13 protein-coding genes are annotated in these 13,368 nt (G+C 54.5%); 6 read left to right on the forward strand and 7 right to left on the reverse strand.

Annotated features, from left to right (window positions below; translation table 11 throughout):
• Positions 1 to 55: 55 nt before the first annotated feature.
• Complete coding sequence (locus THECO_RS05685) at positions 56 to 484, reverse strand: MarR family winged helix-turn-helix transcriptional regulator (RefSeq protein ID WP_015254099.1); 429 nt, start codon at positions 482 to 484, stop codon at positions 56 to 58.
• A 296-nt stretch (positions 485 to 780) separates the two neighbouring features.
• On the reverse strand, positions 781 to 2,037 hold the full coding sequence (locus THECO_RS05690; RefSeq protein WP_015254100.1) for an RICIN domain-containing protein: 1,257 nt from the start codon (positions 2,035 to 2,037) through the stop codon (positions 781 to 783).
• A gap of 272 nt (positions 2,038 to 2,309) precedes the next feature.
• Between THECO_RS05690 and THECO_RS05695 the strand changes: the two genes are divergently transcribed.
• The 3 genes from THECO_RS05695 (at position 2,310) to ahpF (ending at position 5,161) form a co-directional block, all read left to right on the forward strand.
• Positions 2,310 to 2,846, forward strand: coding sequence for a GNAT family N-acetyltransferase (locus THECO_RS05695; RefSeq protein ID WP_015254101.1), 537 nt, complete (start codon positions 2,310 to 2,312; stop codon positions 2,844 to 2,846).
• A gap of 205 nt (positions 2,847 to 3,051) precedes the next feature.
• Positions 3,052 to 3,615, forward strand: a complete 564-nt coding sequence (ahpC, locus tag THECO_RS05700) for an alkyl hydroperoxide reductase subunit C (RefSeq protein ID WP_015254102.1) — start codon at positions 3,052 to 3,054, stop codon at positions 3,613 to 3,615.
• Between the two features lie 16 nt (positions 3,616 to 3,631).
• Complete coding sequence (ahpF, locus tag THECO_RS05705; protein ID WP_015254103.1) at positions 3,632 to 5,161, forward strand: alkyl hydroperoxide reductase subunit F; 1,530 nt, start codon at positions 3,632 to 3,634, stop codon at positions 5,159 to 5,161.
• A gap of 156 nt (positions 5,162 to 5,317) precedes the next feature.
• Here the strand turns inward: ahpF and THECO_RS05710 are convergent, their stop codons facing one another.
• The 5 genes from THECO_RS05710 to THECO_RS05730 form a co-directional block, all read right to left on the reverse strand.
• Positions 5,318 to 6,634: an ADP-dependent glucokinase/phosphofructokinase gene (locus THECO_RS05710; RefSeq protein ID WP_015254104.1), complete on the reverse strand. Its 1,317-nt coding sequence runs from the start codon at positions 6,632 to 6,634 to the stop codon at positions 5,318 to 5,320.
• Positions 6,635 to 6,680: 46 nt separating this feature from the next.
• On the reverse strand, positions 6,681 to 7,340 hold the full coding sequence (locus tag THECO_RS05715; protein WP_198285779.1) for a carbohydrate ABC transporter permease: 660 nt from the start codon (positions 7,338 to 7,340) through the stop codon (positions 6,681 to 6,683).
• A gap of 178 nt (positions 7,341 to 7,518) precedes the next feature.
• Positions 7,519 to 8,433, reverse strand: coding sequence for a carbohydrate ABC transporter permease (locus tag THECO_RS05720; protein ID WP_015254106.1), 915 nt, complete (start codon positions 8,431 to 8,433; stop codon positions 7,519 to 7,521).
• Between the two features lie 90 nt (positions 8,434 to 8,523).
• Entirely contained in the window at positions 8,524 to 9,858 is a 1,335-nt protein-coding gene (locus THECO_RS05725; protein ID WP_015254107.1) for an ABC transporter substrate-binding protein, read from the reverse strand.
• 23 nt (positions 9,859 to 9,881) lie between these two features.
• A complete protein-coding gene (locus tag THECO_RS05730) occupies positions 9,882 to 10,760 on the reverse strand; it encodes a ketose-bisphosphate aldolase (protein WP_015254108.1) in 879 nt (292 codons plus the stop codon).
• Between the two features lie 320 nt (positions 10,761 to 11,080).
• On the opposite strand from THECO_RS05730, the gene THECO_RS05735 reads away from it, so the two are divergent.
• The 3 genes from THECO_RS05735 (at position 11,081) to THECO_RS05745 (ending at position 13,359) form a co-directional block, all read left to right on the forward strand.
• A complete protein-coding gene (locus tag THECO_RS05735; RefSeq protein WP_015254109.1) occupies positions 11,081 to 11,833 on the forward strand; it encodes a DeoR/GlpR family DNA-binding transcription regulator in 753 nt (250 codons plus the stop codon).
• Between the two features lie 101 nt (positions 11,834 to 11,934).
• Positions 11,935 to 12,801: a ketose-bisphosphate aldolase gene (locus THECO_RS05740; protein ID WP_015254110.1), complete on the forward strand. Its 867-nt coding sequence runs from the start codon at positions 11,935 to 11,937 to the stop codon at positions 12,799 to 12,801.
• Positions 12,802 to 12,813: 12 nt separating this feature from the next.
• On the forward strand, positions 12,814 to 13,359 hold the full coding sequence (locus THECO_RS05745) for a D-lyxose/D-mannose family sugar isomerase (protein WP_052835837.1): 546 nt from the start codon (positions 12,814 to 12,816) through the stop codon (positions 13,357 to 13,359).
• Positions 13,360 to 13,368 lie beyond the last annotated feature (9 nt).

A 13,368-nucleotide genomic window follows, 5' to 3' on the forward strand; every position in this document is an offset into this window, starting at 1 on the left:
GCAGGCTCCTCCCACCCATTAGTTGTACATACAAAATAAAAAGCAACGATCGTGCCTAATTCTGTTCCAGACGTTTGCTTGTCTTCAGGACGGCTTCCGTGATGGCCGCCGTGGTTTCTTTGCCCAGAATGGCATCGAGGCGGGCGTGAAGATTGTGCGATGCGCGGAGGAGGGCTTCTTCCATCGCGATCGCCTTTTCTGTCGGAAACACCTGCACGGTCTTCCCGGACACCCGGCGTTTCACCAATTTCTTCGCTTCCAGCTTGTCAACGAAGCGGGTCAGCGTGGAGGAAGCGATGGACAGCTTCTCGGCCAATTCTTTCTGTGAGATGCCGGGCTTCCCGATCGCCAGCCGGATCAAATAGCCGTACATCGGGGTAAGCCCCGTCTCCGCGAATTCTTCTTCCGCGATTTTCGTAATGATCCGGCCCAAGCGGTTCGCCGTGAAGAATAAGCAATGTTCCAGGAAGCGATCGTCTGCCATGGGAATCACCGTTTTTATTTTGTATGTGCAACTAATATATGCGGAGAAAGCTTGATCGTCAACCTTTTTTTTACGGTAGCCGTCCGCGTGCCCGGCGAATGTTACGGCGTTCGGTTCCAGCCGCCTGAAGGCGGCTGGAACCGAACCGTCAGGGAGGCATGAACCGCCGGCGTGCGACTTTGCTCCGTTCCTGAAGGAGTAGCGTTTGTACCGGCACGCCGCGGGAACGATATAGCAAGACCGCAAAACAGGAGGCAGCGGCCGACCGTCGCCGGATCGGCGCTGCCCTTCTTACGTCAATAGAGCCGGATCAGCTGCCACTTCTGGGCGCCGGTGCCGTTGTCCGTCCAGATCTGGACGTTCGTGCCGTCAGCCGTGCCGGCCGAGGCGACATCGAGCGCCTTGCCGCTGTTCGGGTTGATCAATTTGTACGTGCCGTCCGGGTTCTTGATGATGTTCCACTTCTGGGCGGCGTGTCCCGTGTCTGTCGCCACCTGCACGTTCGTGCCGTCCGCGGTTCCGGCTCCCGCAACGTCAAGGGCGAGCGCGCTGTTGGTGTTGATCAATTTGTATGTGCCGTCCGCGTTGCGATAGATCGTCCAGCGCTGCGCGCCGGTGCCGTTGTCCGTCCAGATTTGCACGTTCGTGCCGGGCGTGGTGCCGGCTCCCGCGACATCAAGCGCCTTGCCGCTGTTCACGTTGATCAGCTTGTAAGTGCCGCCGGAGACAATGTCGTCCGAGGGATTCGAGCCGCCGACATCCTGATAGACGCGGACGTAATCGACGTACATCTTCGCCGGGAACGGCGTCGACGCGTCTGGCGATCCCGGCCAGTTGCCGCCCACCGCCATGTTCAGCAGGAGGAAATGCGGCTTGTGGAACTCCTCCGTCGAGTTGATGTTGTTCTGGATGTTGGCTTCCCAGAACTGGACGCCGTCCACGAACCATTTGATGTAGCTCGGCGTCCACTCGATGGAGTAAACGTGATACTGCGTCACGTCGAACGCAAAGCTGGAGCCGCCGTAGGAGGCGTGTCCGCCCGCATCCCAGTGCATGTAGCCGTGCGTCACGTCTTCGTTATTGACGTGCTCCATGATGTCGATCTCGCCGCTTCTCGGCCAGCCGACCGTCGTAATGTCTTCGCCCAATGTCCAGAACGCCGGCCACAGCCCCTGCCCTTTCGGCAGTTTGATCCGAGCTTCGATCCGGCCGTATTTGAAGTTGACTTTGCCCTGTGTCTTGAGCCGCGCCGAGGTATAGTTCATGCCGCCGTACGATTCCCGGCGGGCTTCGATGACCAGGTTGCCGTTCTCGATCCGTGCGTTCTCCGGCCGGCTGGTATAGTATTGCAACTCGTTGTTGCCCCAGCCGTTGCTGCCGGTGCCGATCTCGAAGGTCCAGTAATTGGTGTTGATCGAAGGTCCGTTGAATTCGTCGCTCCAGACGAGCTGGTAGGCCGCTTCCGCTTTCGGGACGGGAAGCAGCATCGCCATGAGCGCCGTCATCAAGAGCAGCACAAGCCATTTTTCCCGCTGCCTTGCGAGAATCATCATCGTCAATGACCTCCTTTTTGATCAAGAATGTGGATCCGTGGAGTTTCGACCTTTGCATGCCTCCTTCAACGCCGTTGCTTGAGAAAAAGCCAACCCGACACGACAACTTTGCTCCCGGACCGGAACCGACATCACCTCCTTCGCCATATTCGAAGACAGTATCAACCGGAGGATAATACAGAAAAAAACGGAAAATTCTGTATTCTACTTTAATTTTGGAAACTACCAACCTTAAAATAAAGGCACAAAATTATGGATCGATGGACAAGATTATGGATTTTCGCAAGTCGGCGAGACCCATGGAAGCCCCGATCGTCCGCAAAGCCGCGGCGGAAGACGAACCGTTCCTGCGGGAAATGCTGTATCACTCCCTGTTCGTTCCGGAAGGCGAAAAACCGTTCAGCCGCACGATTCTGCAGGATCCGGCCGTCTCGAAATATATAGAGGGATGGGGGCGAACCGGGGATATCGGCTATATCGCGCTGATCCGTGATGTGCCGGTCGGTTCGGCGACGGCCAGATTTTTCAGCAGGAAGAATCCGGGGTACGGCTTCATTGACGAGTCGATTCCCGAACTTGGGATGGCCGTCTTGCCGGAGTATCGCGGGCGGGGAATCGGAACCTTGCTGCTGAGGACGTTGATGCAATCGCTAAGCGATCGGGGGATCGGCGCCGTATCGCTCAGTGTGGACGTCCGAAATCCTGCCGAAAGACTCTATGAGCGGTTCGGTTTTTATGAAGTCGGCACAACGGGCCGCTCCATGACGATGCGGGCCGATCTGACAGACGAGGGTGCAAATCATGAATAATCTGCGGAAATAGCGGCCACAATGGAATAATGAGGCATTGACGTGCGGCCCCCTCTGGCTGCGGCTGGCGCTGCTGGAACGCCACACCAGGAAATGTTGTCAATTTTGTTACAAAAAAATTTTCGATTTGACACTTCTTTTGACTTAGTTTAAATAAATAAATAGACTAAAAAACTACTCTCAAGAAACAGGAGGAGAGAGACCTATGCCATTGGTTGGTAGCAAAGTGCTGCCGTTCAAGGCGCAAGCCTATCAGAACGGCAAGTTTCTCGAAGTGACGGATGCGGATTTTCAAGGCAAATGGAGCGTTGTCTGCTTCTATCCGGCGGACTTCACGTTCGTATGCCCGACTGAGCTGGAGGACCTGCAAAACCATTACGCCGAGCTGAAGAAGCTGGGCGTGGAAGTTTATTCCGTCTCCACGGATACGCATTTCGTGCACAAAGCATGGCATGACACCTCGGAAGCCATTGGCAAGGTCGAATACATCATGATCGGCGACCCGTCCCATGAAATCTCCCGCAACTTCCAGGTGCTGGACGAAACGACGGGTCTGGCGCAGCGCGGCACGTTCATCATCGACCCGGACGGCGTCATTCAGGCTGTCGAGATCAACGCCGACGGCATCGGCCGCGACGCCAGCACGCTGGTTCGCAAGATCAAGGCGGCGCAATATGTCCGGAACCATCCGGGTGAAGTCTGCCCGGCGAAGTGGGAAGAAGGCGGCCAGACGTTGAAGCCGAGCCTCGACCTGGTAGGCAAAATCTGAGGAGACGCCATAGATCATGAAACTGGACGCAGACATTCGAGCACAACTGCAGCAGTATCTTCAGCTTCTTGAAGGCGACGTTGTGATCAAGGTCAGCGCCGGTTCGGATAGCGTATCGAGAGACATGCTGGACTTGCTGGACGAGCTGACCGGCATGTCTTCTCGTATTACGGTCGAACGGGCGGAGCTGGCCCGCACGCCGAGCTTCAGCGTCAATCGTCCGGGCGAGGATACCGGCATCGTATTCGCCGGCGTTCCGCTCGGCCATGAATTCACTTCGCTCGTCCTGGCGCTCCTGCAAGTGAGCGGGCGCCCGCCGAAAGTTGACGATGAAGTGATCGAACGGATCAAGTCCATCAAGGGCGAGTACCGTTTCGAGACGTATGTCAGCCTGTCCTGCCACAATTGTCCGGACGTCGTGCAGGCGCTCAACGTCATGAGCGTGCTGAATCCCGGCATTTCCCATACGATGATCGACGGAGCTGCCTACAAGGAAGAAGTCGAGCGCAAGGAAGTCATGGCCGTGCCGACCGTCTACCTGAACGGCGAGTTCTTCGAGAGCGGCCGAATGACGCTCGACGATATTCTGAACAAGCTCGGCGTATCCGCCGACGCGGCGGCGTTCGCGAACAAGGAGCCCTTCGACGTCCTGGTCATCGGGGGCGGTCCGGCGGGTTCGAGCGCCGCGATCTACGCCGCGCGCAAAGGGATCCGCACCGGCATCGTCGCCGACCGTTTCGGCGGCCAGGTGAACGACACGCTGGGCATCGAAAATCTGATCAGCGTGAAGCACACGGAAGGCCCGCAGCTCGCCGTTGCGCTTGAAGAGCATGTGAAGGAATACCCGGTTGACATCATGAAGTCGGTTCGGGCGGAGAAGCTCGAGAAGAAAGACCTCATCGAGGTCACCCTGAACAACGGCGCCGTGCTGAAGAGCAAGACGGTCATCATCGCGACGGGCGCGCGCTGGCGCAACCTGAACGTGCCGGGCGAAGAAGAGTTCAAGAACAAGGGCGTGGCGTATTGCCCGCACTGCGACGGTCCGCTGTTCGCCGGCAAGCAGGTGGCGGTCGTCGGCGGCGGCAACTCCGGCGTCGAGGCAGCCATCGATCTGGCCGGCATTGCGGCGCATGTGACGCTGTTCGAGTTCATGCCCGAACTGAAGGCGGACCAGGTGCTGCAGGATCGGCTGTACAGCCTGCCGAACGTGACGGTGCACAAGAACGCGCAGGTCAAGGAAATCACCGGCAGCAGCAAGATGGAAGGCATAACGTACATCGACCGCGCCACCGGCGAAGAGCATCACCTCGCGATGGACGGGGTGTTCGTCCAGATCGGACTCGTGCCAAACACCGAGTGGCTGGAAGGCGTGCTCGAGCGCACGCGGATGGGCGAGATCGTCGTCGACAGCCGCGGCGCGACGGCCATCCCCGGCGTATTCGCCGCGGGGGACTGCACGAACAGCGCTTACAAACAAATCATCATCTCCATGGGATCGGGCGCAACTGCGGCGCTCAGCGCCTTCGACTACTTGATCCGCAACTGACCGCTCCGGCGGCTTGCCAACCCGAAGGTCCGGCATTCCGAATGCCGGGCCCTTTTGTTTACGAAAACCCCCCAGTTCGACCGGGGGTTCAAGAAAGCTTAGAGCTATTTATAAGTCTGATGGAATCCATCGGCTAAGCTGGTGGTTAATGCTTTTTCACATGAAACAGATCTGGACCCCGCCCACGAAGGAATCGCCCAAACCGATTGTGTATTTCGGCTTGTCGATGTATTTGGTGGGGACGACGGCGGTTTTGGCTGCATACGGGCTCGCAATGGCCCGTTCGCGGTGGCGCAGGCCTTTTTCGCTCAGAGGCAGCTTCATCACTTCTGAGATCTGTTCCCGGGTTCCGTACGAGCCGTACATCGCTTTGGCGGTGGCCATCAAGTTTCCGTAGATCAGTCCGCTCTCGATATCGGCACCCGGTTCGTCGCCAGCATACATCGAATAATCCTTCGTATGCACGATGATGCCGTTTTTGACGTTGAAGAGGTTCTTGAGGAAGAAGACGCCCTCGACGCAGGAGAGGATGTCCCCGATGTCGACCGGGCGGTTGTACATGCCCAGCGTGAGGGCCAGCTCTTCTTCGTTCATGCAGACGATGTCCACTTCGGGGTATAGCGTTTCGATGCACAGTTTCCGGATATCGAGGCTGTGGTAATGGGCATCCTCGAAAAATATGACGCCGGCCGGGTTGTTTTTCTTGTACGCCCTGACGTGCCGTTTGACCGCGTCGAGCCGTTCCCGCAGCACCCGTTCGTCCTTGATGCAATTGAAGCTGGACAACACGTTGCTGCTGATGGATTTGGCGTGCCTTTCAATGTAGTCAAAATAAGGTTGCGAGAAGGGCACGAATTCGTTGACGGTGACCTTGGTAACGATCAACCGGTTGGACGCCGGGATTTCGATGGTCTGGTTGCGGGAACGAATGACGTCTCCTTTTTTGAACTGGATGATATAGTGGATCTCCTGCTCCCATCGCTGCTTCACCTGGTCCGTATGGATCAGTTCCCCGGCCGGCGACACGGTATGGATGTACGGCGAACGGAGGATGTCGCACACTTCCCGGGAATCGTCGGTCAGATGGATGACGGAGGGACAGCCCACCGCGGCAAGTGCCATGGCGGCTTGCGCCGACGTTCCTCCTATGCCGGGTTTCGTGTCGAACAGGTCTTCAATGATGGCGAAGTCCTCGATGTCCACTTCTCCGCCGATGCCGTTTCTGCAAAAGTGAACGACGGTGGAAATGAAATCTTCCACTGTTTTGATGAACTTCACCGCCTGCAGTGCGTTCAAATCTACGTCCGGCATGTGCGTCTCCAGCAGGCGGTTCAACACGTCGATCCTGAAGTCGCACAAAATGTCCAGGTTGCTTGTATAGCCCATCGCGGGGTAAATGCCGGCCGATTTGCGCGATTCGATCGTTTGCTCCATTTTTTCGAACAGGTCGATGTATTTGCTTTGGATAGTCATGTTGATCCCTCTGTCGCATTTTGACATGTGCTTGCGGAAATGCGGCTCAATGTTTGACGGCGCCGGAGGTCATGCCGGCGACGAAGTACCGCTGGAAGAACAGGAACAGGACGAGAATCGGCAATGACCCGAGCACGCTCATGGCCATCATTTGGTTCCATTCGTACGCGTGTTGTCCCATCAGCAAGCTGATGCCGACGGGAACGGTGCGGACGTCGTTCGTTTTCGTCAGCGCCAGGGCAAAAAGGTATTCGTTCCAAGAAAGCATGAAGGTGTACATGCCGACCGCCAATAATCCCGGCGTGGCCAAGGGAACGAGAATTTGCCACAGCGCCCGGAACCGCGACCCGCCGTCGATCATGACGGCTTCGTCCAATTCCTTCGGCAGCGTGTTGAAATAACCCGTCAGCATGATGATGGCGTAGGACAGCGTCAGCAGCATGTACGTCAGGATCAGCGCGCCGTACGTGTTGTGCAACTTGAATGTGACGATCAGGCTTAAATACGGAATGAGCAGGACGATCGGCGGCACTGCCTGAACGCTGACGATCAGAGTGTTGACGATCTTTTTGCCCGGATAGTCAAACCGGCTGAAGCTGTACGCGGCCAGGATGCTGACGATGATGGTCAGGACGACCACGACAAAGGCGATGAAGTAGCTGTTGATGAAGTAACGGACCTTTTCCGGATCTTTGAAGATCTCCACATAGGCGTTAAGCGTAAAGCTCTCGGAAATCCAAACAGGCGGCCAGGCAAAAATTTGGGCGTTCGGTTTGAACGAATTCAGGAACATCCACAGGATGGGAAAGCCTGCGTATAAGATTCCGAAGATCAACACAACAATGGCCAACGCCTTGAGATACCACTTTTTTTCTCCGACCATATCATTCCTGCCCTCTCTGGTGACGTACATAAAAGATCGCGACGATGGTGCATACAACCAACAAGATGACGGCGCTTGCGGACGCCTGAGCATATTCGTACTTGCTGAATCCGAGTTTATAAATAAATGTGCTCATCATCTCTGTGGCATTGATCGGTCCTCCGCCCGTGGTCATCCAGATCAATGCGAACTGCTGGATTGTCCAGACGAAATCCAACATAACCAAGCTGATAATGATGGGTTTCAGTTGGGGAAGGGTGATGCGAAAAAACCGTTGGCTGATGTTGGCGCCGTCGATCGCGGCGGCTTCGTAGAGATCGTTCGGGATCCCTTGCAGCCCGGCGAGCAGGCTGACCATGTAGAACGGATATCCGGCCCAAATATTAATGAACGTAATGGAGAACAACGCGAAATCCCGGGAAGCCAGCCATTCGATGTGGCTGCTGCTGAGGTTCGTCACGCTCAGCAGGTAGTTGATGATGCCGTTGGGATTCATCATCATTTTCCAAAGGATGGCGATGACGGAGGCGGTAAACATCCAGGGCAACGCAAGCAAAACCCGGGAAACGGCTTTCGTTCTCCTGTGCAAGTATTTCGTGTTCAGGACCACCGCGAAGGCGAGTCCGAAAATCATGTGAAAAACGATGCTGCCGCCGACAAAAACGATTGTATTTTTGACGGCTACGACGAACGTTGAATTCTCAAAAATGAGCTTGAAATTTTCAAGTCCGACAAAAACGGGGTTTTTGTTGATAATGACGTTGTCATAAAACGAATAACGGATGACCATGATGATCGGAATGATCAAGAGCACGCACATCAGCAAAAGGGTCGGGAGAAGATACAGATACGGTTCGGTCTTTTTCCGCAACGAGGGCGCATCCTGTTTGTAGATGTTGATCGAGTTGGCTTTCACCCGCCGCAACCACCTTTCCAAAGGAGGGGATGTATGTCAAACATACATCCCCTGCCATGCATTCTAGTTGTGCAAACCGGTTGTGTCATGTCATTTGAATGCCTTGACCCAGATCTCCTGCGTTTTTTCGAGCATTTCCGCTGCCGTTTTGGTGTCTCCGTCCAGGTAAAGTTGCAGTTGTTCGTCGAATTGGCGCATCAACTCTTCCGAGGTCGGCAGGCCGGTGAATTCGTTGATGGCATAGCCGGCTTGATAGATTTCGTAGGCTTTCAGAAACAGAGTATTGTCTGCGGGATAGTCAGGCTGCGCATGGATGTTGCCGGGGAAGGCGTTGGCCAGCACGGCAAGTTTGGCGTTGACTTCCGGGCTCATCATATATTCGATGAATTTCATGGCTTCGGCTTTGTATTTGCTGTTTTCGGCGATGCCGATGCCCCAGTTGGCCACATCCATGCCGCTTTTGCCGGTGTAGCCGTCTTTGACCGGAATCGGGATGAAATCGATATTCAGGTCCGGCGCTTCGCTCTTGATGGTGGTCAGATGCGCCAGGGAGTCGGTCATGAACGCCACGCGTCCGTTCGTGAACTCTTCGACCATGTCTGCTTCTTTCATCGCATATGCGCCTTGAGCGACGACGCCGTTGTCAAACAGTTGCTTTACGAATTCCAAGGTGGCGATCAGGTCGTCGTTGCCCGCCAGGTTCGGTTTGCCATCTTTCAGCATCGAGCCGCCGGAAGCCCACAGCCAGCTCATGAAGTTGTTTTGAATGCCGCTGGGGGATTCGGTGGACAGCGGAATCGCCCATCCGGCTTTACCCGTTTTTTCCTTGATCGTCTTGGTGACATTGACGAATTCGGTCCAATTGGTCGGGATGCTGACTCCCGCTTCGTTTACCAGATCCAGGTTCACATACATCGGATACGCGAAGTTGACGACCGGGATCATGAAAGTGTTGCCGTCAACCCGGATTTGATCGGACAGTTGACTGTCGTCATAGCCGTCGGCTTCCATCAACGCGGTCAGGTTGGCGATGGCGCCCTGTTTCGCGAAGTCGTAAACCCAGGAGCCGTCAAGACCGACGACGTCAGCCATCGTGCCCGCGGCGGCGCCGGCTGCGATTTGCGTTCTCGTGTCCGCGTACGGGTTGCTCAGCAGCTTGATCTTGATACCCGTTTGGGCGGTGAAGCCGTCGACGATTTCCTGCAGCGCACCGTCCGGAAGTTCAACGCCCCACCATTGCTGAAATTCCAGGGTGATGTCCGAACCGCCGCTATTTCCGGAGCTGCCGGTGTCCGATTGGGAACCAGATGAACCGGACGTGTTGGACGGCGAGGAGTTGTTGTTTCCGCAAGCCGTCAGCGTAAGCAACAGAGCAATCAACAGAACGGCAAAAGATGTTTTGTGAAACGCTTTCAATTTAAGCATTGTCGCAGACCCTCCTGAATTTCTCAAAGCTGTGAGGGATGATATAGATCAGCTTTTCCCGCCGAACCGAACAAATGCATCTTGTGCGAGATGATCGCCTTGGCCGCTTCCGTCGAGCTTGGGAAAAGCGCATCCGGTTCATACTCATTCGGGTTGTCGTTCAAGGTTTTGCGCAGTTCGTTGAAAAATGCCCGTTTCATTTCACTGGAGAGGTTGATCTTGGCGATTCCGTGCTTCGTTGTTTCTCGGATTTCTTCTTCAGAATTGTCGGATCCACCGTGCAACACGAGAGGAAGATTGACCTTGGCATTTATTTGGATGAGCCGATCAATCTGGAGCTTTGGTTTCATCGACTTTGGGTAAAACCCGTGGGAGGTGCCGATGGCAACGGCAAGGGTGTCCACCTGGGTGCGTTCCACGAAGTCGTTCGCCTGGTCGGGATCCGTGTACAAAATCTCGTCGGCCCCGCCTTCCGAACCTGACCCCGTGTTTCCGATGGTTCCCAGCTCTCCTTCAACTGAAATGTTTTGCGCGTGGGCGATTTCCACCGCGGCTTTGGTCAGCGCCACATTCTCCTCATAGGGCAAATGCGAGCCGTCAATCATGACGGACGTGAATCCGTATCGGATCGCCCGGACGACGTCATTAATATGGCGGCCGTGATCCAGGTGAATGACGACCGGGACTTTGGCCCGATTGGCTGCCTGGACACAATACGCGGCAAAGTCATCTCCCATCAGATCGATTTCATTCGGATGAATTTGCAGGATGACAGGGGAATTTTCTTTTTCCGCCACTTGTATAACCGCTTTCAGGAATTCGCTGTTTGCGATGTTGAAGGCTCCCACCGCAAATCTCTCTCGGTAAGCCACACGAAGGAGTTTGGTCATCGTTGTCAACATGTTCTTATCAAGTCCTTGTCCGTTGTTTAATTTCAAGCTGTCGTTACGTTGCGGCTGTATTTGGTTGTGTCCGTTCCTCAACCGTATTTTATTGCCGATTCAACTGATCTCCATAGACCACCCCCCCGCAATAATCGTGTTCGTTCTAATTCAAAGATTAAACAGATAGTGTTTGTTTGTCAACAATAAAACAAACAAAATAAACATAAAATTATTATAAATTGTTTTAATTACTGATTGATTTGTTCGATTTGCTTGATTTATTCAGACAGGTGCTGTATAAGTAATATTGTTAAGAAAGTTATCGGGGAGATGGAACGATGTCTTCTGAAGCAAGGCTCAAGAAGCTTTCTGAACTGATCATGAAAAAGGGGAGCTTGTCCGTGCAAGATTTGGCGGATGAGTTTCAAGTATCGGACATGACCATTCGAAGAGATTTGAAGAAATTGGAGCAGAGCGGCTTGTTCCAGAGGTACCACGGGGGGATCCGCTATGTGCGCGAAGAACTGCCCGTCCAGCGTGAATCGCAGTCCATGGAGGAGAAGAAACGGATCGCGGAATTTTGCCTGACGCTCATTTCCTCCAACGATTCCATCTTCCTGGATTCGGGGACGACGGCGCATTGTCTCGCGGTGGCATTGGCCGAATCATCACTTCAGAACGTCACCGTCATTACCAATTCTCTCACTACGGCCTACGCCCTGCGCTACGCGCGAAATGTTTCGCTGTACATGGCCGGCGGCGAGTTCCGGATCAACTCCCAAGCGTTTCTGGGCAGCAAGTCGAGGATGTTCCTCGAAGGCCTGTACGTCAACAAGGCGTTCGTCGGGACGTCTGGCGTGATCGAAAGCGGATTCAGCACCTTCAGTTTCTCCGATGCCGAAACTAAACAGTTGATGATTCAATCCAGCGAATTGTCGTGCATCATGGCAGACTCATCCAAGTTCGGCAAACGCTCGATGAATTTGTTCGCTACCATCGACAGCGTGGATATGGTCGTGGCGGACAACGGATTGTCAGATTACTGGGCTAAGATTTTCAAAGACAAGGGGGTGGATTTGCGACTCGTTTAAGTTCACCTTCGCAATCCAGGCGTCCATTCCGGTTTCGGCTGATCGGCATCGAAGACATAAACCATGAAAGTAACTTCAAGCGTAAGAGGAGAGAAACAGACATGTTGGTCACGATGACAGAGCTTCTTTCCGTCGCATATGAAAACAAATTTGCAGTCGGCGCATTCAACATTGGTAACAGCGAGTTTTTGCGGGCCATCCTGGAGACGGCGGAAGAGCACAAATCCCCCGTCATTCTTGCAATTCATCCATCGGAACTCGAGTTTTTGACCGACAATTTTGTCGCTTACTGTCGGGAGGCCGCCAACAAGACGAAAGTACCCGTCGTCATTCATCTTGACCATGGCGGCAGCAGTGCGGACATCATTCGGGCCATCCGTTGCGGTTTTACTTCCGTCATGATCGATGCGTCGAAATACAATTTCGAGGAAAACGTCCGGATTACGCGCGAAGCGACCGAGCTTGCGCACAAGGCAGGGGTTTCCGTCGAAGCTGAGCTGGGAAATGTCGGCCAGGCTGAAGGAAGCATGGAAGAAGGCGCTGACGAATGCCTGTACACCGACCCTGCGGAAGCGAAGAAATTCGTTGAGCTGACCGGGATCGATACGCTGGCGGTGGCCATTGGCACGGCCCACGGCATTTATCCGAAAGACCGGAAGCCTAAGCTGCAAATTGACCGTCTGAAACAAATCCAATCGGTCGTGTCGATTCCGCTCGTTCTGCACGGCGGCTCCGACAACACCGATGAAGAAGTTGCGGAATCAATCCAATACGGCATCAGCAAAGTGAACATTTCCAGTGAGATGAAACGGGTGTTCTTTAACCAATTGCGCGAAAATCTCGAACAAAGCCCGAATGGGTTCGAACCGACCCAGCTTTTCCCGTCTGCCATTGATGCAACGAAACAACTCATCCTCAAGAAGATGCAATTGTTCGGTTCTATAGGCAAAAGCGACCTTTACAAATAAATCAAGGGGAGAATGGCCTTGATCAGTGAACAGCAACGAGAGCAAGCCCGCGCGCGAACCGTCGAATATTTGAAAAAGGCCGGCGTGGTGCTGACGGAAGAAGAGATCCGGAACATCGAAATCGCCGATTTTGGTCTGGGGGATCTGGAACGAACCGGCTTACAACTGTTTACGTACGTCAATTGCCCGAGGTATTGCGCGAAGGACCTTGTCCTGTTCCCCGGACAAACCTGCGCGGAGCATCGGCATCCGCCGATCGACGACAGCAACCCCGGCAAGCAGGAAACGTTCCGCTGCCGCTATGGCGTCGTTTACCTGTACGTGGAAGGCGAACCAACCGAAAACCGGAAATGTTCGCCACCGCAAGGGGACGAAGCCTACTACACCGTGTTTCATGAGATCGTTCTTCATCCCGGCGATCAGTACACGATTCCGCCCAACGTCAAACATTGGTTTCAGGCAGGAGACGAGGGCGCAGTGGTAAGCGAATTTTCCTCGCTCAGCCTGGACGAGAAAGATATTTTCACGGATCCGCGCATTGTTCGCGTGCCGCAATGATTGCAGCCG

Origin of the sequence: Thermobacillus composti KWC4, from assembly GCF_000227705.2 — a bacterium.
Lineage (GTDB): Bacteria > Bacillota > Bacilli > Paenibacillales > Paenibacillaceae > Thermobacillus > Thermobacillus xylanilyticus.